Below are 23,834 nucleotides of genomic sequence, written 5' to 3'. Positions count from 1 at the left end.
GTTCTATCATGGATAATCTGCGATACTGTGTTTGAGAATTTTATCGCGGCGGAGATGGAAAGTATTGGCAATTTCCAGAAAATGAGTAATTAAGGGGAAACTTAAAAAAATATTCCCCTAATTCTCCAGCAATAGGGAATTAAGGGAACCTGATTTTGATTTGGTCAAATCCAAACTACTAGGAAGTAAGGATGTAAGATCTCAGTTGAGCGCGTATTAGGCAATCAAAGTAAAATCGCTACTCACAAGGGTGATAGTAGGATCACTTAAAACGGCAAACTTAGATTCTCCACCCGGAGTAGATCCGTTGGAGTTATAGAAAAGACTACCAGTGCCTTGGCTATACACAATGCGGGCATTACTAGCACCTACTGAATTATCGTTAGGAACTACTCCAAAATCAGTCAGAGCCTGTCCCACTGCATTAGTAATGGCACTGAAAGTAGCTTTACTCAATGCAATGTTGTCTCTATTTTGTCCTAGACTAATTTGTCCCGCTTGAAAATTGATGGTATCAACACCTAAATTGTTAAAGACTCCATTGAACTGATACTGATCATTACCGAGTCCTCCTCTGAGAGTATCATTACCACTTCCTCCTATGAGAGTATCATTACCACTTCCTCCGTCCAGAATGTTATGGCCACTATTACCAGTGATGACGTTATTACCTATGTTACCTGTACCATTGATATTGCCAGTGCCGGTGAGATTAAAATTCTCGTACAGGTCACTTAAAACGTAGTCCACTGAACTTGATTGGGTACCAATGACAGTAAAATCATTCCTGTCAAGGGTGATACCAGGATCAACTTTGGCAAACCGAGATTCTCCACCCGCAGCACTTCCGTTGGAGTTATAGAAGACAAAACCAGTGCTTGTGCTATAAACAATGCGGGCATTACTAAAAGTTGCTAAAGAATCATCAGTAACTTGGGCAAAATCAGTCACCGATAGATCCCCACTATCAACACTAATAGCATTGAAACTAGCTTTACTTAAAGCTATTTTATCTTCTCCTTTGACAAAATTCTCGATTGAAGAAAGACCTAATGAGGGGGAAGAAGAGGAAGAGTAATCTCTCTTGAACCAAAATGTATCATTACCATTTCCTCCCTCGAGAATATCGAAATTAGTATTTATATTTGATCCAGAATTACTCCCTCCCCACAAAGTATCATTACCATTTCCTCCCATCAGAATATCAGCACCAGATCCTCCCATGAGGATATCATTTCCGTTCTGTCCGCTCAGTCGGTCATTACCACTACCGCCCTGTAATGAATTATCTAAGGCATTACCAGTGAGCAGGTCATTTCCTGCTCCACCAATCGCATTTTCAATGACATTTCCGGCAGAAAGAGTAAGTTTGAGGTTACTATTATTGACCGTTACCGATTGCTGTGTGGTGATGCCCAAGTTAATATTTACCGGAACAGCAATATTAGTCCTAGGATCACTAAAGTCAATAGTATCAATACCCTCGTTTGCTGCTTCCACAATGGTATCTGCTCCCAAAGCATTGGCAACACTAAAGACATAAGTATCGTTTCCTGCTCCACCAGTAAGGATGTTGTTGCCACTATTACCAGTGATGACGTTATTACCTGCGTTACCTGTACCATTGATATTACCAGTGCCGATGAGTGTGAGGTTCTCTACGAGGTTAGGTAAAGTGGTGGTCTCTGAACTTGACAATGTATCAGTAATAACGACTTCTATGCCACGACCGGTTAAAGATGGACTGATAGTAGCATTAGTTGGGTTGGACAATCTTAGTAAGAAGGATTTATCGGGTTCATTGATGTTGTCATTGGTGATGGGAATACGGATAATGCCGGAGGAAGTGCCGGCGAGGATAGTCACCGTTCCTGAACTATTAGTATAATCAACGCCCGGTATTGCGAAAACTGCACCTGTCGGACTGGTGGTGTAATTGAAGGTGATGTCGTCTTTACTAGTGACGGGTTGTCCATTAGCATCGATAAGGTCTATGACTATTACAGCCTGATTATTGAAGCCTTCAACGCCAATGAAGTTAAACTGACTGGATGATAAAATTGGACGGTCATTGTCATCGTTAATAGTCCCTGTGACGGCTCCTGGTGTATGAACGGTGTAACCTGTGCCATTAGCTAAGGTGACAACAACTGTCTCATTACCTTCGTAGTTGTTATCTGATGTGGGGTCTATGGTTAAAGTAGCTGTGTTTGCACCCGCAGCAAAGGTGATGGTTTTACCTGTTCCTGGTGTTGCTCCTGTGTAGTCATCACCATTGGCTGTACCGCCAATGCTATAGTTGACCGTTAGGGGATTACCTAAGGACAGGCTTGTACCACCAGGATAACTGCGAGTGAAGGTATAGACTAGGTTGGTTGTACCGTCTTCATCTACGCTGCTTGGAGTTACGGTTAGGGTAATGCTGGCAGTATCGTCATCATTAATAGTTCCTACGACGGCTCCTGGTGTATGAACGGTGTAACCTGTGCCATTAGCTAGGGTGACAACTACTGTCTCGTTACTTTCAACGATGGTATCTGCTTTGGGGTCTATGATTAAAGTAGCTGTGTTTGCACCCGCAGCAAAGGTGATGATTTTACCTGTTCCCGGTGTTGCTCCTGTGTAGTCATTACCATCGGCTGTACCGCCAATGCTATAGTTGACTGTTAAGGGATTCGTTGTGCTTCCTGTACGGGTGAAGGTATAAAACAGGTTGCCTGTACCGTCTTCAGATACGCTGCCTGGAGTTACGGTTAGGGTAATGCTGGGAGTATCGTCGTCGTTAATAGTTCCTACGACGGGTCCTGTTGTACCAACGGTATAACCTGTGCCATTAGCTAAGGTGACAGCTACTGTCTCATTACTTTCAATGATGGCATCTGCTCTAGGATCTATGATTAAGGTAGCTGTGTTTGCACCCGCAGCAAAGGTGATGATTTTACCTGTTCCCGGTGTTGCTCCTGTGTAGTCATTACCATCGGCTGTACCGCCAATGCTATAGTTGACTGTTAAGGGATTCGTTGTGCTTCCTGTACGGGTGAAGGTATAAAACAGGTTGCCTGTACCGTCTTCAGATACGCTGCCTGGAGTTACGGTTAGGGTAATGCTGGGAGTATCGTCGTCGTTAATAGTTCCTACGACGGGTCCTGTTGTACCAACGGTATAACCTGTGCCATTAGCTAAGGTGACAGCTACTGTCTCATTACTTTCAATGATGGCATCTGCTCTAGGATCTATGATTAAGGTAGCTGTGTTTGCACCCGCAGCAAAGGTAATGGTTTTACCTGTTCCCGGTGTTGCTCCTGTATAATCGCTACTATCTGCTGTACCAGTGATACTGTAGTTGACGGTTAAGGCATTGGTGGTAATTCCAGTTCTAGTGAAGGTGTAAACTAGGTTGGTTGTACCATCTTCAAAGACGCTACTTGGTGATACTGCCAGGGTAATGTTAGGAAGAGTCATATTTCACTCCATTCAAATTTACAAATCGCTGTTGAAATTAGCCAAATACTATCCCAAGACATCCTATAGGATAAATAATCCTATAGGATTCTAAAACTACAAATCCAAAGAGTCTATTGACAAAGCAGACCCGCCTTTACAAGTATTACTTCCAAAGACACCAGTTGCTTGTTTAATTGTTCATGATGATAATCTTTACTAAAATAATTGTCACATAATTGATTTGGATTTGTCAATCCCAAATCCAAATTTTTTTTACTCAAGGCGGTATTGAAAACCTGCTAGAAACTATTTAGTCCCTGGACATTCCCAAACTCCGGCTGGGAACGAGTTAATGATAATCAGCCAGAGCCAGGGCGGGCAGGATGCCCACAAAAGTTTAAATTTTAAGTAATTCAAGTAAAATATTTAACAGCTTATTTAGTCAGTAATTTTGGGCGTTCTTGGGAGTATTTGCTGACTGTAATTTCAAATAATTTTCAATATTTTTTGCATTTTATGAGTTAAGGGTATTGACTTGCGGCTGGGAATTTGCTATAGTCAATCCTGATAAGGAAGAACTATCTCGCCATAAAATCACCGAAAATACCATCTTCACAAATTCTTACCCCTATTAATAATAAAACTCTTGTGGGGTGGGCATCCTGCCCGCCTATCTGTACCTTACCCAGATCATATATACTGTAAGTTCAAATAATTTTCAATTTTTTTCGCATTTTATCAGTTAAGAGTATTGACTGGCGGCTGGGAATTTGCTATACTAAATCCTGATAATGAAGAACTATCTCGCCATAAAATCACCGAAAATACCATCTTTACAAATTCTTATCCCTATTAATAAAACTCTTGTGGGGTGGGCATCCTGCCCGCCTATCTCTACCTTACCCAGATCATATATACTGTAAGTTCAAATAATTTTCAATATTTTTCGCATTTTATCAGTTAAGAGTATTGACTGGCGGCTGGGAATTTGCTATAGTCAATCCTGATAAGGAAGAACTATCTCGCCATAAAATCACCGAAAATACCATCTTCACAAACTCCTATCCCTATTAATAAAACTCTTGTGGGGTGGGCATCCTGCCCGCCTATCTCTACCTTACCCAGATCATATATACTGTAAGTTCAAATAATTTTCAATTTTTTTCGCATTTTATGAGTTAAGAGTATTGACTTGCATCTGGGAATTTGCTATAGTAAATCCTGATAAGGAAGAACTATCTCGCTATAAAATCACCAAAAATACCATCTTTACAAATTCTTACCCCTATTAATAATAAAACTCTTGTGGGGTGGGCATACTATGGCTAACGCCACGCTACGCGAACGACAAGTGTTACAGTGAGCTTGTCGAACTGCTCAGTACAAGTCCTGCCCGCCTATCTCTACTTTACTCAAATCATATATACTGTAAGTTCAAATAATTTTCAATATTTTTCGCATTTTATGAGTTAAGAGTATTGACTTGCGGCTGGGAATTTGCTATACTAAATCCTGATAAGGAAGAACTATCTCGCCATAAAAAATATCCTAAACCCCAATTCCCCGTCCCTCTTCTCGCCATAATTGATTTAACCTAGTAGCGGGCATAGTTAAATACAGAACATCACCAGGGGCCAAAATAGTTTCCAATAAATCCCAGCCTTGGACAGTTTCGTGATTGATTTCCACATACAAAGGCACAAAATCCGCAGACTTAGCCACATCCTTTACCCACTCATCACAAAAAGGGTGTATAGGTGTAATCACAGTCGCAAAAGCTACCCATAAACTATCGGCGATCATGCCATTACCAATAATCCTACCACCAATAGCCGCAGCAGCAAAAGCAGGAGCGGCTAATTCAGCGGGACTGAGTACAGCTTCAAAGTCAAATACCTGTTGCGCTATACCCGCGAAATCAGGATCAGCATAGTTGACAATTACAGGAATATTTGGCGCTAAAGCCTTAGCTTTGAGAGCAATTTCCAAATTCGTGGCATCATCACTAGTAACGGCTAAGACTGAGGTAGCAGTATCTATGTTACTCCTTTGTAAAGTAGCACGGAAACTAGCATCAGCCAGGATGACAGGAATACTCATGTCTCTTGCAGTAGTTACAAATCTGTTATTAGCGTCTGTTTCAATTACTACTACTTCATGGCCACTCAGATGCAGTTGTTGAACAATTTTAATACCAATACCACTTAAACCACAAACAATATAATGATGACGTTCAGGAATTCTGGCCGCATCTAAAAATTGCTTTAAACGACTACCCAGAATAAAATCTGTTAGCATAGCATACCAAATCCCAATCACCGCTGCCCCAATGAGCATAATCACAACGGTAAATAATTTAATACTATCCGGTGCATTTTCTACTACTTTATCATTGCCACCGGCTCCCGTAATCATGCCCACAGCAAAATATAGGGCATCTATAAAGGAGATACTATGTTTAGTGGAAATATAAGTAAATGTAGATAGTAGAATAATTACTAGTAGTGCAATGGCCATACCAGTAACAGATTGGGCGTGCTTCTGAAATTCCCTGATATTGGCAAATATTTTGACCAGTTTTCTGATTAGTGATTTACGCGGTTGACGAATGCGCGGTTGTGTGCCGATAATTAAGCGATCGCCTACTCTTAATTGTTGTTCTGATAAAACCGCAGAAACTAAATTCATTTTTCCCTGCACAGGTACATAATAAATTAGCATCCGCGTAGGATCTTCCCATAAATCACTGAGTTTTTTACTTTTCCAAGGATGATTTTCGTGAATATATTCCTCCTGAATTGGCCAAGTTTGCTGGAGTAATTTAATTTGTCCAATAGCTTTATTTCCCAAAGCTGCAAAAGTAAATACTGGTGCTGCTAAACCAACAACACTCATACTTAAATGGTTTGACAAGGTTTGATCCAAACGCTCACCTAAATTTGTATTATAAAAACGATTAATAATCCGAATTTGCGGGTTTAGAACTCGTGCTTGCATCATAATTGACAAATTTAGCGCATCCTCGGTAGTCGCAATTACTAGAGTATGTGCTTCTTTAATTCCCGCTGCTTGCAGGGTAGAAGCTGCTTGTAACTCACCAACAATTACATTAGCAGCGGTTTCCCCAGAAACGGGTTGGTGGTGAATACCGACAACTATAGCGCCCTGTTGTCTGAGTAATCGCAAAATCTTATATCCAGTACGTCCTAAGCCACAAACAATAATTCGAGGTTTCATACAACAGCAGCATAAAGCATAATATTTTATTTGTATAAAGGGCTATTACTTATTACGAAATAATTCATATAGCAGGAAATAGGGAATAGGGAATAGGGAATAGGTAACAGGTAACAGGTAACAGGTAACAGGTAACAGGAAATAGGGAATAGGTAACAGGTAACAGGTAACAGGTAACAGGTAACAGGAAATAGGGAATAGGAAATAGGTAATAGGTAATAGGTAGTAATATTGAAAGTCTTGATCTGATTAATTCTGACTTTCTTTTATTAATCTCTATTGTTGCTCAATTTGCCCGATAATAACTGTAACTGAACACACGATATTCACTTGATAGCAAATTAAAATTAAACTGCATAGAATATATTTATAGAATAATTGACCGGAGATAAACGCAGATAAATACGGATAATGATTATTCTGTGCAGTCTAACATAAAATTGGTATCAGATACTTCTATTTGAAAATTTTCTCAAGTCATAATTTTAGATTTGAGTTAGTATTTCAGTTAGTAATTATATCCATCCCCATTCATGGCAAAATTGTCATCAGCGAATATAGCATGATTATTATCATCGCTAGTTTCTTGATCAAGAACTTTGATAACTTTGTTATAAATATCTTCCGCTTCTTGGGGAGAATCACCAATACTTGTTAATCCTAATTTACCAAATTGAGAAAGACAACCCATGAGGTGAAATACCGTACCCGTCTCTGTGCCACTATCAAAATGTAGTCTATAATGGGCGATAATATCCATTAAGTCATTCGGTAATAATCCTCGATAACTGTCTTTTTGTAAGTTGTCTGTAGCAATATAATACTTAGGTCTTCCCTGTTGACTATAAAATAAACCATTGGATAAGTCATAACGACCATTAGTTAATAATTTTAAAGTCATAAATGGGTGAGTTGTTCCTCCTTTACGCAGGTTAATTTCAATGGCTTGAATATCCCATTCACCATGACCTTTGTCAACAGTAACAAAATCCACTGCAAATCTTTCTAAAGCCCCTTTTTCCGCCAATTTTTTGCCAACTTTTAAGCCTAATTCCTGTAATTCACAGCGATAATTTTCATCCGCAGGAAAGCGACAACCTATATAAATTTGTCCGTCTGGTCCTCCTAATATTTGGTCATGGGTAGAGAGAATTTCTACCTCTCCAGTGGGTGTAATTCTACCTTGTACACTGGGAGAATCCTTGACTTCTCCTTCTATAAAAGCTTCCACTATTGCACCTAATTCGGGAATACGTTGGGAAAAATTTGCCCAGGTTTCTTGTGAGGATTGAAAACGTAAATTTAGGAAGCGATCGCTAATTGCTGCTACTCTTTGATGATGATCAGCTTTCCCCGGTGCAAAATTCATTATTGGTCTTAAATCTAAAAGTGCATTTCCTTCTCCTGAAAACCCTTCATTTAACTTAATTACCATTCTTTGTAATGTCGGTTGACGTTCCCACAAATCAGCCCCAGCATTAGCTAGATCTTCGCAATTTTTCACTAATTCACTACCATCAGGAAGAGGTACACCACTTTCTTGAAAAATCTGTCTACTCCCGCTTTTAGTTCCCCAAATTTGCAAATCCGGTGCAGCAGCATATAAAGGTACACCCAATTTTAGAGATAATTCTGATTCCCAAAATGTGGAATTATAACATACCATAAAAGCTTTATCTAACCGCAAAGCTTTATGAATTCTTTCCAATAACCGGGGACGTTCTAATATTTTTTGACTTAGGGGTTTTAAAGAAGCATCATAAGTCGAAAGTAGTAATAAACGATGACGAGCGTGAGAAAAAGGAATACCAGGAAGTAATTGCAGATAATAATCAATAATGCTGGGATGCAGTGGCATTGATGTTACATAAATTAACCTAGTCCGGGGATTTCTTAACCGCATTAATGAGAAAAGTAATCTTTCCTCATAGTGTTCACAGCCTTCTACCTTGAGTAATTCCCGTTGATCTATACTCAAAGAAGGAATAATTAAAATATCCGCTTCGCTATTGTCGAATAACTCGCTAGTTTTCCAGCGATCGCGTAATGTTAATTGTAAGTTCCGAAATTTATCAATATTATCAATATTTAGTGTCACCATATCCCCGTCCCAATATTATCACCGATTTATATCTAATAATATACCCTAAGATAGAGCATCAATAGCGATCGTTAATGTATCTTTTTGTAACTTTATTAAAGATAAATTCTCAATAAAATAAATTACAAATACAAATAAATTAAGAGATAAAAATCTCCTCTTCCTCCACCTCTGTGTTCTCTGTGCCTGGAGTGGTTAGTTAAAAAAATACCAGCTTCCACATAAAAATTTGTAACTTAAACGTAATTACTCAAAACTTCAAACCAGAGAGAGATAAATAAATAGTTAATAACTAATATAATCTACAAATAAGAATAGATAAATAACAAAAAATCCAATTATGGTATCTTCACAACCATTACATGATATAGAATTAGTAAATTGTGCCAGAGCAAATGCTACCCAGGGCATAGAAACCGCTGCTTATCAGTGTGGTTATGGGGATAATATTAATACATTTGCTCAAGAATTACGCCAAGCTTGTGAAAAAATGAATTTACAAGTTAAAGAACTCAAAGAACTGATTACCGATCAGGATATAATCTTAAAAATGGGTTCTGGAGAAATTATTGCCCCTCAGACAGCATCAGAATTTTAACACTTTGCTCCTGTGCCGAATGTAATAACATAAAGATTGTATTTTGTCAAGTTTTTGGACTCTAAATTGTAGTGAGAACTTTAGTCCTCTCCTCCAGACGCTACATCAACAAAATAAGGGCTAAAGCCCTGGCTACCAACAAAAAATTAATCATAAATTATAATTTTGTGTGACAAATAATTATATAATATAATTCTTTAGTGTGTCGTGTCACCACAACGCGGTTTGATCAGAAAAAAATAAACAAAAATAAACTTACTTAACTTATTTATTGATTTTATCCTCAAAAACGGTAAAATATGGTAAAATATATAAAAAACAAAAAACAGACTTGTTCTAGTACACAAAGGCTGTCGTCAACCAAACATTAAAAATTTGACAAAAGCTTGTGTAATCTGCTTTATTTAAGTTTTAATTTTTAATTTTTAATTCCGCACTGCGGTACTAGCTTCGGTCTCAATAGCAAAGGTTTAGAGATGTTGACTTCATCGGAAACTCCTATAATTGCAGCCATTGTGCTGATAGCGTCCGGCATTTTAGGCTGGGGCTTTTATCGTGCCAGACCCTTTGGTAAACTGGGAATCTTGGCCTGGTTACAATCTGTCGTTTTAATGACTCCCTGGCTTTTGTTCTTTGGATTATTTGCTCTGGGTATTTATGTTAACATTGTCGGGATCTTGTTCTCAGTGATAGTTTCCGCTGGATTGTATATTTTCCTGGGCAGAAAGTTACGCCAAGCAGGTCAAGATGCTATTCTCAAGCAACGAGCCACAGAGCGCCTCGCTGCTCAAAGTTCATCAGCAGCCGATAAAAATATCCCAGCCGTGGTAGAATTACAGTCAGAACCGACTCCCATACCTGAAGCTGATTTAAGCTTAATTCGCGGTATTTTCGGCATTGATACATTTTTCGCTACGGAAACTATTCCCTACCAAGAAGGAGTAGTTTTTAAAGGTAATTTGCGCGGCGAACCAGAGGCTGTTCACAACCGCTTAACGAAGAGTTTGCAAGAACGGTTAAATGATAAATATCGACTGTTTTTGGTAGAAAATACTGACGGTAAACCAGTAATTATTGTTCTCCCTAGCCGCACTGACCCCCAACGGACTCAATTAGGACAAAAAGCCTTTGCGGTGATTTTGTTGATAGCAACTATGGCTACAAGTCTAGAAGTGGGAGGTATATTACAGAATTTTGATTTACTCAGTAACCCCGAACGTTTTGCAGAAGCTTTACCTATTGCTTTGGGCTTATTTGTCATTCTCATATCTCATGAAGTCGGACATTGGTTGTTAGCACGTCGTCACCAAGTACGGTTAAGTTGGCCGTTCTTTTTACCAGCGGTGCAGGTTGGCTCTTTTGGGGCAATTACTAGGTTTGAGTCCCTTGTCCCTAACCGGAATGCCTTATTTGATATTGCTTTGGCAGGACCTGCTTTCGGTGGCATTACTTCCCTGTTATTATTGGTGGTAGGGTTGCTACTTTCCCACCCCGGCAGTTTATTCCAATTACCAAATCAGTTTTTTCAAGGTTCTATTTTAGTCGGTAGTTTAGCGCGGGTTGTCCTCGGTTCGGCTTTACATTCCCCTGTAGTCAATATTCATCCTTTGGTAATTATTGGTTGGCTAGGATTAGTCATTACTGCGTTAAATTTAATGCCCGCTGGACAATTGGACGGGGGGAGGATTGTACAAGCCATTTATGGGCGCAAAACTGCAGGGAGAACCACTTTTGCGACCATAGTTTTACTCGCTATCGTATCCCTGGGTAATCCCTTGGCTATGTATTGGGCAATTCTGATTTTGTTTTTACAACGCGATTTAGAACGTCCTAGTCTCAATGAAATTACTGAACCAGATGATGCTAGAGCAGCTTTATGTCTTTTGGCTCTGTTTCTAATGATTGCTACTCTTTTACCCTTGACCCCCGCTTTGGCTGGACGTTTGGGTATTGGTACGTAGGAATAAAGCAGAGCCTCTTAATAGCATTCCCAGTCTCCGACTGGGAACGAGATATTTAACGAGATATTTTCTTTACCAAGTTCCTACGGTTGCCAATTTGCTAGTAAGTTGGGATAATTTGCTGGTGTGGGGAATATTTTTCGCCATGTTTGTTGACGTTGTTGGGGTTTTTCTTGGCTGATATTCCATAGGGTTTCATAGAAGAAAAAGGAAACACCAGCAAATTTCCTCTCGCGCACTTTCTCAACTTGGGTTTTTATTTGTTCTATGGAAACTGAACGATTTTTTAACCCACTTAAAATCCCAATACTTACGGGAATATGACTTTGGGCTAGTTTTACTTCTGGATATTCTAATTCGCTGATAAAGATGTTTAAATCATCACGATAAATCTGTAAAACCAAGTCTTCAATTATTCCCATTCTTTCCCATTTTTGCCAATCTGCTAGGAAATATTCATAGGAAAAACGCTGGGGATTTGGTGCCACGGAAACGATACAATCTTTTTTATTGGCTTTAATTGCTGTAAATACCTGCTTCATAAATGCGGTGATTTTGTTCGCTCTCCAATTTACCCATTCTGGATTTTTGAAGTCTGTGGGGGGAAGTTTACCCTGATGTTCTTGCTGGTATAATGCTGTAGTGTAGGCATCATATCCTAGTTCTGATGGTAAACCGAAATGATCATCAAATTGAATTCCATCAAGATCATAATTTTTAACTATTTCTACTATTAAATCTTGAATAAATTTTTGCACTTCGGGACGAAAGGGATTTAACCAAACTCGGTTATGTATTCCTTCTTTGACTATTCTTGTGCCATCTTTGCGATTTGTCAACCAACCAGGACGATTTTTAGCTAAAAGTGAATCAGCAGGTGCCATAAAGCCAAATTCAAACCAGGGAATTACTGTTAAATTTTGTTTATGTCCCTGGGTGATGATTTCTTTGAGCATATCTCGCTTTTGCAGTCCGGGGGTAGGGTCAACTGCTTTACCAATGACTTTGGCTGCTACTTTGCTAGGATACAATGTATATCCCCAATTCCAGACGGCGGGATAAACGGTGTTAAAGTTGAATTGCTGTAATGTTCGTAAACTCTGTTTTAATCGTTCTCTTGCAAATAAAACATCACTATCAATATTTGTTAACCATACTCCCCTTAATTCTGTAGAATTAGGCATTTGTGCTTTTAAGGAGAATGACGGCATAATGATAGCTATCATACTCATGGCCATGATAACCGCTAAAAATCCCAGTTTTCTAGTTTGATGTTGCCATTTGAGAAATATTTTTTTCATTAATTTCAATTAATTTAATTGCAAAACTTTGCCTTCTGTGCAATTTTACATTATTCTTAGGCATAATCTCGCAAATAACTATATTCTCCTCCTTGTTGTCTTGAGTCTAATTACCAGATTTTAATACTAAAATATCCATGAAAACATCTACAGCCCCTAACTATAGCCAACCACCTACCAACTACCCCCCCTCTGTCCCTCTCTACGTTTATCGGGAGTTGACAGCGGAGTTACAAGCAATACAATCCAAATTGGATGTAGTCACAAATCACAATCAAAAACTAGCCCAAGAAAATCAACAACTGCGTCAAGAAATTACCAAAGTGATTGAGTCTTGCTTAGAACTACAAAGGTTAGTTGATGCTTCAGCACCTAGTTCTCCCGTAGCACCTCAACTGAATAAAGAAGTCAAATCTTTAACGCAACTTCAAGCTACAATCAATAATAACCATGAGGTAACATATACAAATAAGCCGAAAGTTACCGCAGCACCCCCACGTCAAGAGACTAAACCCCAAAAAAAGGCAGTCATAAAAAATACACATTCTCAAAACCATCACCAGGGGGCGGCCGTATCTGGTACGGATATTAACGCTACAGGGTCACAAAAGGTATTTATAGAAGAGAAAAAGGTACGCTTTTCTCGTCCTACCATGTCTAATACAAAGGAATTGAGTGGCTGGAATTTATTAATCACCATTGTATTAATTATGATTACTGGTTTTGCGGCTGGGTATGTAGTTGTTCGTCCCTTATTCCAAAATCATAGTCAACAGTTTCAACTTAAACATTAGAAATGTAGAGACGTTCCAGGAAACGTCTCTACTAAATTTGGTTGTTTCCTATTGATTATCTATCAACAGAACCCATAATTACGTCAATACTACCGAGAATAACAACAATATCTGCTACCTTCATTCCTCGGAGTAAATGGGGAAGAATTTGTAGGTTGTTGAAATCTGCGGCGCGAATTTTCCAGCGCCAGGGGAAAACATTATTATCACCAACTAGGTAAATTCCCAATTCTCCCTTACCACTTTCGACACGGGAGTAAATTTCACCTTTAGGAACTTTAAAAGTAGGAGCAACTTTTTTAGCCACGAACTGGTAATCAAAACCATCCCATTCAGATTTTTTTCCAGCCATTAACCGTTTCGCTTCCAGGTTTTCGTAAGGTCCTCCGGGTAATCCTGCAATAGCTTGGCGAATGATTTTTACAGATTCGCGCATTTCTCGCATCCGTACCATGTAGCGTGCAAGACAATCGCCGACAGTTTCCCACTGAACATCCCAATCAAAATCATCGTAACATTCATAGTGGTCAACCTTCCGTAAATCCCATTTTACCCCAGAAGCGCGTAACATCGGACCAGAAAGCCCCCAATTAATAGCTTCTTCACGGGTAATAGTTCCCAGACCTTCAATACGGCGGCGGAAAATGGGGTTATTGGTAACTAAGCGTTCATACTCATCAACTTTGGGGATAAAGTAATCACAAAAATCTAAACACTTATCTACCCAACCATAGGGTAAGTCAACGGCCACACCACCAACACGGAAATAGTTATGATTAACCATGCGGTAGCCTGTGGCGGCTTCCCACAGATCATAAATCATTTCCCGTTCCCGGAATTGGTAGAAAAAGGGTGTTTGGGCGCCAACGTCAGCTAAGAATGGACCAAACCATAGGAGGTGGTTAGCAATGCGGTTGAGTTCCAGCATGATCACACGGATATAGCTGGCGCGTTTGGGTACGGTAATACCCGCTAATTTTTCCGGTGCGTTGACTGTCACCGCTTCATTAAACATCCCCGCAGCGTAGTCCCAACGGCTAACGTAGGGGACATACATGATTGTAGAACGGTTTTCGGCAATTTTCTCCATCCCCCGGTGTAAATAGCCTATAACTGGTTCACAGTCAACGACATCTTCACCATCTAAGGTCATGATTAAGCGCAAAACTCCGTGCATTGATGGGTGATGAGGACCCATATTTAGCACCATCGGTTCGGTGCGGGTTTCTATTCTACTCATAGATTTTGCTGTTCTCCCGTTGTGGATGTTGTCAATTGACCCGCTAAGATTAACTTGTACTTCAATTATTATAGGGAAGCTTGATATATAGGGGATTAAGAGTTTTGACTTTTTTCATGTATCAGATGATGATTGGTATTGAGTTCTTGACAATTATATCAATATTTGGGTAGTTTTGCTGGTTTTTGACTCGTAGCAAGATAGATTTAATTTATAATTACCTTAATTAGTATCTATGGCTATCTATGGCTAATTTTTTTTAGCTCACCCAGAAGCGCGAGGTGCGAAGTTGGAGAAGCAGAGTTTTTTAAGGGGTATGATTCAGTTATGAAGTATTTGCAAGTTTATTTTCAGGAAGTGAATCAAGTTTATCAAGGACAAAATGCTACTGAGCATAGTTATCGTCCAGCTTTGAAGAAGTTAATGGAGTCTTTAGATTCTGGTATTCAAGCTATTAATGAACCGAAAAGAATCGCTTGTGGTGCGCCGGATTTTGTGATCAAAAATGGTGTTTTAGATGTTGGTCATATGGAGGCTAAAGATATTGGTGTTTCTCTGAAAAAAGTGGAAAAAACTGCTCAAATGGGGCGTTATTTTCAGGCTTTGGGTAATTTGATTTTAACTGATTATTTAGAGTTTCGTTGGTATGTCGAAGGAGAGTTAAAACTATCTGCATCCTTGGGAACTATTGATAAAAACAAAAAAATCAAAGTTGATCAGGAAGGAATACAGGAAGTTGACCAACTTTTGCAGCAATTTTTATTAGCTAAAGTTCCCCAAATCACGACACCCAAGGATTTAGCTAAACGTATGGCTAGTTTAGCTCAATTGATGAGAGATGCTATTAAAACAGCGTTGCATGATGTGGATAAAGGGGGAACTTTACGGGAACAGTTGGAATCATTTCAACGAGTATTAATTAAGGATTTAACCGTTGAACAATTTGCGGATATGTACGCCCAAACCATTTGTTATGGTTTATTTGCAGCGCGGTGTAATACTGATAATGTTCAGACTTTTTCACGGGAAACAGCAGCGTTTAAATTACCGAAAACTAACCCTTTTTTAAGAAGTATTTTTGGACAAATAGCCGGACCTGATTTAGATGATAGAATTAGTTGGGCTGTAGATAATTTAGCGCGTATTCTCCAACAAACGGAAATGGCGGAAATTCTCAAAAATTTTGGTAAACGGACTCGCAGAGAAGACCCTGTTGTCCATTTTTATGAAACGTTTTTGGCGGAATATGACCCGAAAATGCGAGAATCAAGAGGGGTTTATTATACTCCTGAACCTGTGGTTAATTATATTGTCAAAAGTGTAGATTATATTCTCAAACATAAGTTTAATATTAGTAAGGGTTTAGCAGATTCTAAAAAGATTAAAGTTCCTAATCCCAAGGGTGAGGGAACTATCGAAACCCATCAGGTTTTGATTTTAGATCCTGCGGTGGGAACGGGAACTTTTATTCACAATGTCATTGATTTTATTTATGATAAGTTTAAAAATCAAAGGGGGATGTGGTCAAGTTATGTTAGTCAACATTTATTACCGCGATTATTTGGTTTTGAGTTATTAATGGCTCCCTATACTGTAGCACATATAAAATTAGTTTTACAGTTGCAAGAATTGGGTTATGATTTTAGTTCTGAGGAACGGTTAAGGATTTATTTAACTAATACCTTACAAGAGGCTTTTCAAATTCCTCCTGCTGATGGTTTTATGAACAGAATTAGAAATGAAGCAGAAGCAGCAAAGGATGTAAAACAAGATGTTCCTGTGATGGTCATTTTAGGAAATCCTCCTTATTCTTATGAATCTATAAATACTGATCCTTGGATTGTCGGGTTAGTTAGGGATTATTATCAAGTAGACGGTAAACCTTTAGGAGAAAGAAACCCCAAAGGATTATTAGATGATTATGTAAAGTTTATCCGTTTTGCTCAACATCGAGTTTCGGAAACGGGTTATGGTATTGTGGCTTTAATTACGAATCATGGTTATTTAGATAATCCCACTTTTCGGGGAATGCGTCAAAATTTGATGCAAACTTTTGATGAGATTTATGTTTTAGATCTACATGGTAATAGCAAGAAGAAAGAAGTTTGTCCTGACGGTTCACAGGATAAAAATGTTTTTGATATTCAGCAAGGGGTAGCAATCAGTATTTTTATTAAATATGAACATAGTCAGCAAAAATTAGCAACAGTTTATCATGCTGATTTATGGGGTATGAGGGAGGTTTATGAAAATAAGGAGTTGGTTGGAGGTAAGTATCATTGGTTAGCTGAAAATGATATTAGTTCAACTGAGTGGAAGGTTTTGCAACCTCAAACTGAATTTTATTTATTTAGTCCTCAGAATACCGATTTATTACCAGAATATGAACAGGGACGGAGAATTATTGATATTATGCCAGTTAATTCTGCTGGTGTCAAAACTCATCGAGATCACTTTGTATTTGATTTTGAAATTTCGTATCTTCACCAACGAATCAAAAATTTCCGAGATTTAAATATTAGTGATTCTCAAATACAAAGTGAATATTTACTACAAGAAACAAGTGATTGGCAATTATATCAGCAAAGAAGAATTTTATCATCTTGTGTAAATTGGAAAGAGTTTTTTGTTAAATGTCTTTATCGTCCTTTTGATTTTAGAGAGTATTATCATCATTCTAGTGTTGTCAATAGACCTAGACAGGAAATTATGCAACATTTTATGAATGTTCACAGTAATATTGGGTTATTAATTTCCAGACAAGTAGTTAAAGATTTTAGACATATATTTTGTACTGATACAATAGCAAATATTAATGCTTTAGATACAGCCGGTAAATTTGGTGGTGGTCCTATCATACCTCTCTATCTTTACCCAACCAATACCCCAACTTTATTTGATTCTACACCAACTAATGCACCTGGAGAACGTAAACCGAATTTATCCCCAGAATTTATTACACAATTCTCTCAAAAACTAGATTTAGAATTTATTTCTGATGGAAAAGGAGATAAAACTAAAACCTTTGGACCAGAGGATATTTTTAATTACATTTACGCTATCTTTCATGCTCCTATTTACCGTCAACGTTACGCCGAATTTTTAAAGATTGATTTTCCTCGTGTTCCTTTAACCGCCAATGCTGCACTTTTTTGGGAATTAGTGATCAAAGGTGATAAACTAGTCAAATACCATTTAATGAAGGAAACCGGAACAGAAATTTCTACCTATCCTATTCCTGGTTCTGATATGGTCGAACAAGTCAAATATCATGAAAATCATCAACAAATCTGGATAAATGCTGAACAGTATTTTGATCAAGTTCCGCAACAAATCTGGAATTTTTATATTGGTGGTTATCAAGTTTGTCAAAAATGGTTGAAAGACAGAAAAGGAAGACAATTAAATTTTGATGATATTAGTCATTATCAAAATATTATTTCCATCATATCGGAGACTATTAAGATTATGGAAAATATTGATCAAATCATTGACAAATATGGCGGTTTTCCGTTAGAATGAAATAAAAAAGGTGTTCATTTTCAGCTATAAAGATTAAGAAATTGTCTAATATTCCAGCATCTAACCCCAATCAAGCAAATGGTGAAATCTCTCTTAATGATAGATGGTCTTATCTTAATCAATATGAGAAAAAATATCTCAAAGAAGCTATGAAAGCTTATGATAAAATTATAGAATCAAAAGACGATATTCTCAAAATAGCCAATCGGTATCAATTAAATTGTGAGGATATTGAACGAGCTAAACAGTATGCTTTTGGTAGGGGAGTGTTACAATATCAATTTATCCCTGATTTGCGTATGGCTGAAAGTTGGGAAAGAATGACACTAGGAGAAGAAATTGATAGTGATGAGGTTTTACTAAAGCATGAAATTCTTGAATCAGATTTGGTAATTAATCAAGGTATGAATCAATTAGATGCTCATAAAATAGCTCAAAATAAATACCCTTGGTCTATAATGATAACTAAATGATAACTAAAGCAGATAAGCAAAAATGAACAAAACATCTGAACAAAAATTTTTAGAAGCCTTAGATATTTGTCAATTATTAATTGATTTTAAATATCGTCCTACCAATTTAACCTATCAAGCAATAGAGTTATTTTGTGATATCGGTAAAAATCCTCTTGAATTATTAGAATTATGTCAAAAATATTCTGGTAGGATTGAAAAAATATGCGAAGTTATTCATGAATATGGCACAAGTATAGATAATTGGCGTGTTGATTGTCCCCTTGGTTTTGGTGTAAAAGATCATTGTAGCTTTTTGAGTTTTTTTCTCAATCTTGATCCTTGCCAATTTGAATATTTTACAGACAATTTTACCACATTAGAACAAATTGCGGAACTATTTAAAGATTGGAAAGGAATTGATTTTAATTCTGTCATTAAAAAGCAAAAAGTAGTTACATTTTCATAAATTAATAAAATAAATTAATGAGCAAATCAGATTTACAAAACTCACTAGATTTAGAAGAAATTACATTTTCCCATATTCCCGTTCTCAGTCAAGAAGTAATCACAGGTTTAAATATCCAACCTGGTGGACATTATTTAGATTTAACCGTTGGTGGTGGAGGTCACAGTCGCTTAATCTTAGCAACTGCTGAAGATGTGAAAATTACCGCTGTTGACCAAGATTTAGATGCTTTAAATGCAGCCAAAGAGAATTTAGCGGAATTTGGAAATAGAGTGAATTTTATTCATAGCAACTTTGCAAATTACCAATTTCTAGAAAGTACATATCATGGAATTTTAGCAGATTTGGGAGTAAGTTCATATCATTTAGATCATCCAGAACGAGGTTTTAGTTTTAGAAATACTGCTAATTTAGATATGCGTATGAACCAACAACAGTCCCTCACCGCTGGAGATATTATCAATGAATGGGACGAAAAAGAATTGGCGGATATTTTCTTTAAATATGGTGAAGAGAGACTTTCCAGAAAAATAGCTAGAAGAATAGTAGAAAATCGCCCATTTAATACTACTACAGAATTAGCAAATGCGATCGCCTACTCTGTCCCTCCTAAATATCGCTACGGAAGAATACACCCTGCAACCCGTGTTTTCCAAGCCCTGCGAATAGCAGTCAATGATGAATTAACAGTCTTAGAAACCTTAATAGAAAAAGCACCAACAGCCCTTATTCCCGGCGGAAAAATAGCAATTATCAGTTTTCACAGCTTAGAAGATAGAATAGTTAAACACGGTTTAAGAAACTTACCCTTCTTGCGAATTTTAACAAAAAAACCAATTATGGCTACGGAAGCGGAAATAAAAGAAAACCCCCGTTCTCGTTCTGCTAAGTTGAGAATAGCACAAAAAGAAATTTGACGATGATTGATACTTTTAAACTCTCTCTTTGTCCCTGGTTTAGCCTTAACACTCTTTTTTGAACTAACCACTCCAGGCACGGAGGACAGGGAGTGAAGAAAATTCTTGACTGAATTATCTACTGTTGTTATATGCTATATTTTGATGTTTTGAATCAGAAATTGAGTTATGAAGAAAAACCCGATAGTATTGATGTTTAGCACTATGATTATTGGTTTGGGATTTTTACCGTCTTTAGCGCAAGCGAAACCTCCTAAACCTCCTGCTTCTGATACCCAAGTCGCAGCCATGGTGGAAGCTTTGCGACTAGCTGCACCGAAAACGAAAAAGCGCAATGATGGATATTATAGTGAATGGCAAGTTAAACCGGACACTCTCAAAGGTTGGACGAGAAATTGTCTGAAAAAAGAATTAACACCAACTCAGTTTGAAAATGATCCCAAGGTAGCCCGTCAAGTTGTTTCTTGTATCACCACCCGTGAGTTAAATAAGCAATTTGCAGCCACTAAAAACGATGAGACTGCTGCTGTGCGTGGTGTTGCTTGTTGGTGGATGACTGGTAACTATACGGGCTGCGATAAGGGCTTTACGGCTGGTTATGTGCAGCAGGTGGTTCGCTTTTACAAGCAAGAAGTTTCTAAACCAGCAGCGGTAACTCCTGCACCACAAAAAACCCCAAATAAAAACCCAAATAAAAATAATTCAAATTAGGTTTATTTATTCCTGATGATACTTTTAAAATATCCTGTTAAAGGTCAGGGAATTTATTATTAGGATATGGCTATTGGCCTAATTCTTGTATAGGGGTAATCCAGGAATTACCCCTAATTTCTGTTTTTTCTGTTTTGCTTCTTGAATATGAAATAACTGGGACAGAAAGAACAAATAAAATATTAAATTTACCCAAAAGAAAAGTAAAAATGATCCCACATTTGCTAAAATTACTTAATGCTAAACCAAAAATTAACAGATAATTGCCGGCATAATTAAAGGAGGATTTATCCAATGAATAAAGTATTAAATGAAACTCTGTCTCATCAAGTTGCAAACACTATCAAAAGTAAAGCCAAAAAACCTTTTGATAATGCTTATAAAGCGGTTTTAGTGACTGAGGGGGCAAAGTATGTACAAGGCTTTTTAGTATTTGCGGGTAAGCCATATAAACCCGTTGAACATGGTTGGATTGAAGTTAATGATGTGATTATTGATCCTACACTTCCTTTTCTCCAAAAAAAGCCCCAAGAACTTTATTATTTTCCGGCTCAAAGTCTCAGTGTTAAGAAGTTAAAAGCCGTAATTGAAGAATCTCAGGAAGATTATCCAGAGGATGATCCTTTACCTATTTATGGTGAAGCGCCTTATGATTATTATGGTGATGTTATGTTGGGTGGCCAAGAATATTTGCTGGCCTATCAAGCCGCAGAGATCAAGTGTCAAGAAATCAATGGTTTAATTTTTGAAAAAAATTAGTTAGCATTCAGTTACAATTCTACTTTTGCAAGTTCTAACGGTTTTCAATTTCCTATTTCCTATTTATGAGCATCTACCCATCTCAAGTTAAATCGGATACGGTATACCGCCCTCGAGAAAATGACTGGCGGTTATTTTTGCGCTTAGTACCCTATGGTCGTCGTTATGGCAAATTATTGGCAGTATCTATGTTACTGCTAATTCCTATTGCTGTTGCTAGTGCTATTAAACCCATGTTAGTCGGACAAGCAGTTTCTCTAATTCGCAAAGAACCAAGTACATATCAATTTTTGCAAAATATGCCCCTGTGGCAGGGTTTAAATATTCTCATTGGGATGTTACTGATAGCAACGGCTATCCGCTTAGTATTAATAGGTGTACAAGGTTATTTAGTTCAGAAATTAGGACAAAAAATCACAGCAGCTATTCGTGAGGATTTATTTGATCATGTGACATCTTTAGCTGTACGTTTTTTTGACAGTACACCCGTAGGTAAATTAATTACTAGACTTACTAGTGATGTAGAAAGTTTAGGAGATGTTTTTTCGACTGGGGCTATAGGTATTATTTCTGATTTATTATCTATGGTAGTGATTATTGGATTGATGTTTTCAATTCAATGGCAACTTGCTTGTTTGTTGATATTTATTCTTTTCCCAGTTACTTGGTTAATAATTTATTTCCAACAGCAATATCGAGCAGCTAATTATAAAAGCAGAGAAGAACTTTCTCAACTAAATTCTCAACTCCAAGAAAATATTGTTGGTATTAATGTAGTCCAATTATTCCGCCGAGAAAAAGTTAATTTGGAGTTATTTCGGGCTGCTAATCAACGTTATGTTAGGGAAGTAGATACTAGTATTTGGTTTGATTCAGCGGTTTCTGCCACCCTAGAATGGGTTGCTTTAATTGCTATTGCTGGGGTATTATGGTTAGGTGGCGGGTTATTGTTAGATCAACAAATCACCTTTGGGATTTTATCGGCATTTATTTTATATGCCCAACAATTCTTTGAACCTTTGCGGAATTTTGCCGAAAAATTTACCGTGATTCAATCTGGTTTTACGGCTATTGAACGGGTAATTGATATTTTAGATGAACCCATCGAAATTAAAGATTACCCAGGTTCAGAAAGTTTCAATAAAAATTTTGAATTTGGTTACATTGATCAGATCATCTCTAAGTTAGAAACTCAAGATTTTACACCTATTCCCGCCTTGGGGGAAATTAAGTTTGAAAATGTTTCCTTTGCGTATAAAGATGATGATTATGTGATTAAAAATTTAGACTTTACTATTTACCCAGGGGAAAAAGTCGCTTTAGTCGGTCCGACAGGTGCGGGGAAAAGTTCGATTATTCGCTTGTTGTGTCGTCTTTATGAACCAACTCAAGGACGTATTCTAATTGACGGTGTGGATATCCGCGAAATTCCCCAAAGGGAACTGCGAAGTTATATGACGGTAATTTTGCAGGAGGCGTTTTTGTTTGCGGGTGATGTGAAAAGTAACATTACTTTAGGTGATGATTACAGTTTTGCAGAAATTGAACAAGCAGCGGTGAGAACCAATGTTGCAGCGTTTATTAATCAACTACCCCAGGGTTATGATACTCAATTGCGAGAACGGGCGACAAATATTTCTAGTGGTCAAAAACAACTTTTAGCCTTTGCGCGGGCTGCTATTCGTAACCCTGAAATTTTGGTGCTAGATGAAGCTACAGCTAGTTTGGACGTGGGGACTGAGTCTTTGGTTCAAGAGGCTTTAAATCAGTTGCTGATAGGGCGTACAGCAATTATTATTGCTCACCGTTTGTCTACGATTCGTAATGTAGACCGGATTTTTGTGTTGAAGCGGGGAGAATTGATTGAACAGGGTAGTCATGAAGAATTGTTGCAACAAGAGGGATTTTATGCTACTTTGCACAATTTGCAAATGTTAGGAATTTAACAACAACTGAATCAATACCTTGACGATTTTTTTGTAAGTGGGGTTTGAAACGGTTGAACAAACCTCAAACCCACCTACGAATCAGGGCTTTTTTAATTTGGCCAAGGTATTGTTGAATGAGATCCAAAATTTACTTAAAAAAGTATACACCGAAAAACTTGTGACTCTATTCCCTCTTCATTATTCATCTAAACCTCCTGGTGATGGGAGGAATGGAGGGTTAATTGTGAAACGTCCGTTGAGTAATTTTGTGTGCCAGCACAAACAATGAGAGGGACAGTTGAGCAATTAACAAATCTTTTATACTGCATACGAATAACCATCCTTTGCGTGAATGCGTTTACAAAACTTATGTGATATTCCTTGAATCAATCCATTTTTA

At 37.7% G+C, this 23,834-nt stretch carries 15 protein-coding genes; 10 read left to right on the top strand and 5 right to left on the bottom strand.

Annotated elements, in window-relative coordinates; genetic code table 11:
- Positions 1-216: 216 nt before the first annotated feature.
- The 3 genes from H6F62_RS07755 to H6F62_RS07745 all read right to left on the bottom strand — a co-directional run bounded on the left by H6F62_RS07755 (position 217) and on the right by H6F62_RS07745 (position 8,782).
- Positions 217-3,462, bottom strand: coding sequence for a Calx-beta domain-containing protein (locus H6F62_RS07755; protein ID WP_190371737.1), 3,246 nt, complete (start codon positions 3,460-3,462; stop codon positions 217-219).
- A gap of 1,530 nt (positions 3,463-4,992) precedes the next feature.
- Complete coding sequence (locus H6F62_RS07750) at positions 4,993-6,681, bottom strand: NAD-binding protein (RefSeq protein WP_190371736.1); 1,689 nt, start codon at positions 6,679-6,681, stop codon at positions 4,993-4,995.
- A gap of 508 nt (positions 6,682-7,189) precedes the next feature.
- Positions 7,190-8,782, bottom strand: a complete 1,593-nt coding sequence (locus H6F62_RS07745; protein ID WP_190371735.1) for a peptide ligase PGM1-related protein — start codon at positions 8,780-8,782, stop codon at positions 7,190-7,192.
- Positions 8,783-9,122: 340 nt separating this feature from the next.
- On the opposite strand from H6F62_RS07745, the gene H6F62_RS07740 reads away from it, so the two are divergent.
- Together H6F62_RS07740 and H6F62_RS07735 are read left to right on the top strand one after the other, a co-directional pair.
- On the top strand, positions 9,123-9,380 hold the full coding sequence (locus tag H6F62_RS07740; RefSeq protein WP_137909416.1) for a hypothetical protein: 258 nt from the start codon (positions 9,123-9,125) through the stop codon (positions 9,378-9,380).
- Positions 9,381-9,856: 476 nt separating this feature from the next.
- A complete protein-coding gene (locus tag H6F62_RS07735) occupies positions 9,857-11,341 on the top strand; it encodes a site-2 protease family protein (protein ID WP_190371734.1) in 1,485 nt (494 codons plus the stop codon).
- Between the two features lie 83 nt (positions 11,342-11,424).
- On the opposite strand, the gene H6F62_RS07730 is transcribed toward H6F62_RS07735, so the two are convergent.
- The gene (locus H6F62_RS07730; protein ID WP_137909414.1) at positions 11,425-12,642 is read right to left on the bottom strand and encodes a glycoside hydrolase family 10 protein; all 1,218 of its coding nucleotides are present in this window, start codon (positions 12,640-12,642) and stop codon (positions 11,425-11,427) included.
- 137 nt (positions 12,643-12,779) lie between these two features.
- Between H6F62_RS07730 and H6F62_RS07725 the strand changes: the two genes are divergently transcribed.
- Positions 12,780-13,436 (top strand): hypothetical protein, encoded by a 657-nt coding sequence (locus H6F62_RS07725; protein ID WP_190371733.1) that lies wholly within the window; start codon positions 12,780-12,782, stop codon positions 13,434-13,436.
- A gap of 55 nt (positions 13,437-13,491) precedes the next feature.
- Here the strand turns inward: H6F62_RS07725 and H6F62_RS07720 are convergent, their stop codons facing one another.
- Entirely contained in the window at positions 13,492-14,676 is a 1,185-nt protein-coding gene (locus H6F62_RS07720) for an NAD(P)H-quinone oxidoreductase subunit H (protein ID WP_028083481.1), read from the bottom strand.
- A 327-nt stretch (positions 14,677-15,003) separates the two neighbouring features.
- Here H6F62_RS07720 and H6F62_RS07715 point away from each other — a divergent pair, with 327 nt between their 5' ends.
- From H6F62_RS07715 to H6F62_RS07685, 7 genes are all read left to right on the top strand, one after another.
- A complete protein-coding gene (locus tag H6F62_RS07715) occupies positions 15,004-18,198 on the top strand; it encodes a type ISP restriction/modification enzyme (protein ID WP_190371732.1) in 3,195 nt (1,064 codons plus the stop codon).
- A 41-nt stretch (positions 18,199-18,239) separates the two neighbouring features.
- A complete protein-coding gene (locus tag H6F62_RS07710; RefSeq protein WP_199290986.1) occupies positions 18,240-18,671 on the top strand; it encodes a hypothetical protein in 432 nt (143 codons plus the stop codon).
- A gap of 22 nt (positions 18,672-18,693) precedes the next feature.
- On the top strand, positions 18,694-19,119 hold the full coding sequence (locus tag H6F62_RS07705; protein ID WP_137909411.1) for a hypothetical protein: 426 nt from the start codon (positions 18,694-18,696) through the stop codon (positions 19,117-19,119).
- A gap of 17 nt (positions 19,120-19,136) precedes the next feature.
- A complete protein-coding gene (gene rsmH / locus H6F62_RS07700; protein ID WP_190371731.1) occupies positions 19,137-20,036 on the top strand; it encodes a 16S rRNA (cytosine(1402)-N(4))-methyltransferase RsmH in 900 nt (299 codons plus the stop codon).
- Positions 20,037-20,204: 168 nt separating this feature from the next.
- Complete coding sequence (locus H6F62_RS07695) at positions 20,205-20,747, top strand: hypothetical protein (RefSeq protein ID WP_137909409.1); 543 nt, start codon at positions 20,205-20,207, stop codon at positions 20,745-20,747.
- Positions 20,748-21,041: 294 nt separating this feature from the next.
- A complete protein-coding gene (locus H6F62_RS07690) occupies positions 21,042-21,506 on the top strand; it encodes a hypothetical protein (RefSeq protein WP_137909408.1) in 465 nt (154 codons plus the stop codon).
- 65 nt (positions 21,507-21,571) lie between these two features.
- On the top strand, positions 21,572-23,452 hold the full coding sequence (locus H6F62_RS07685; RefSeq protein WP_190371730.1) for an ABC transporter ATP-binding protein: 1,881 nt from the start codon (positions 21,572-21,574) through the stop codon (positions 23,450-23,452).
- Positions 23,453-23,834 lie beyond the last annotated feature (382 nt).

Source organism: Anabaena sp. FACHB-1391 (assembly GCF_014696755.1).
Taxonomy (GTDB): Bacteria; Cyanobacteriota; Cyanobacteriia; order Cyanobacteriales; family Nostocaceae; genus Dolichospermum; species Dolichospermum planctonicum.
Note: the sequence above shows the minus strand (reverse complement) of the source record. Positions and strands in the feature narration are given on the sequence as shown.

Bases quoted from the DNA above. Each gene is read 5' to 3' on its own strand.
- H6F62_RS07735 (WP_190371734.1), top strand. From the start codon at position 9,857: ATGTTGACTTCATCGGAAACTCCTATAATTGCAGCCATTGTGCTGATA.
- H6F62_RS07745 (WP_190371735.1), bottom strand. From the start codon at position 8,782: ATGGTGACACTAAATATTGATAATATTGATAAATTTCGGAACTTACAA.
- H6F62_RS07750 (WP_190371736.1), bottom strand. From the start codon at position 6,681: ATGAAACCTCGAATTATTGTTTGTGGCTTAGGACGTACTGGATATAAG.
- H6F62_RS07690 (WP_137909408.1), top strand. From the start codon at position 21,042: ATGAATAAAGTATTAAATGAAACTCTGTCTCATCAAGTTGCAAACACT.
- H6F62_RS07720 (WP_028083481.1), bottom strand. From the start codon at position 14,676: ATGAGTAGAATAGAAACCCGCACCGAACCGATGGTGCTAAATATGGGT.
- H6F62_RS07715 (WP_190371732.1), top strand. From the start codon at position 15,004: ATGAAGTATTTGCAAGTTTATTTTCAGGAAGTGAATCAAGTTTATCAA.
- H6F62_RS07730 (WP_137909414.1), bottom strand. From the start codon at position 12,642: ATGAAAAAAATATTTCTCAAATGGCAACATCAAACTAGAAAACTGGGA.
- H6F62_RS07740 (WP_137909416.1), top strand. From the start codon at position 9,123: ATGGTATCTTCACAACCATTACATGATATAGAATTAGTAAATTGTGCC.
- H6F62_RS07685 (WP_190371730.1), top strand. From the start codon at position 21,572: ATGAGCATCTACCCATCTCAAGTTAAATCGGATACGGTATACCGCCCT.
- H6F62_RS07695 (WP_137909409.1), top strand. From the start codon at position 20,205: ATGAAGAAAAACCCGATAGTATTGATGTTTAGCACTATGATTATTGGT.
- H6F62_RS07755 (WP_190371737.1), bottom strand. From the start codon at position 3,462: ATGACTCTTCCTAACATTACCCTGGCAGTATCACCAAGTAGCGTCTTT.
- rsmH (WP_190371731.1), top strand. From the start codon at position 19,137: ATGAGCAAATCAGATTTACAAAACTCACTAGATTTAGAAGAAATTACA.
- H6F62_RS07725 (WP_190371733.1), top strand. From the start codon at position 12,780: ATGAAAACATCTACAGCCCCTAACTATAGCCAACCACCTACCAACTAC.
- H6F62_RS07705 (WP_137909411.1), top strand. From the start codon at position 18,694: ATGAACAAAACATCTGAACAAAAATTTTTAGAAGCCTTAGATATTTGT.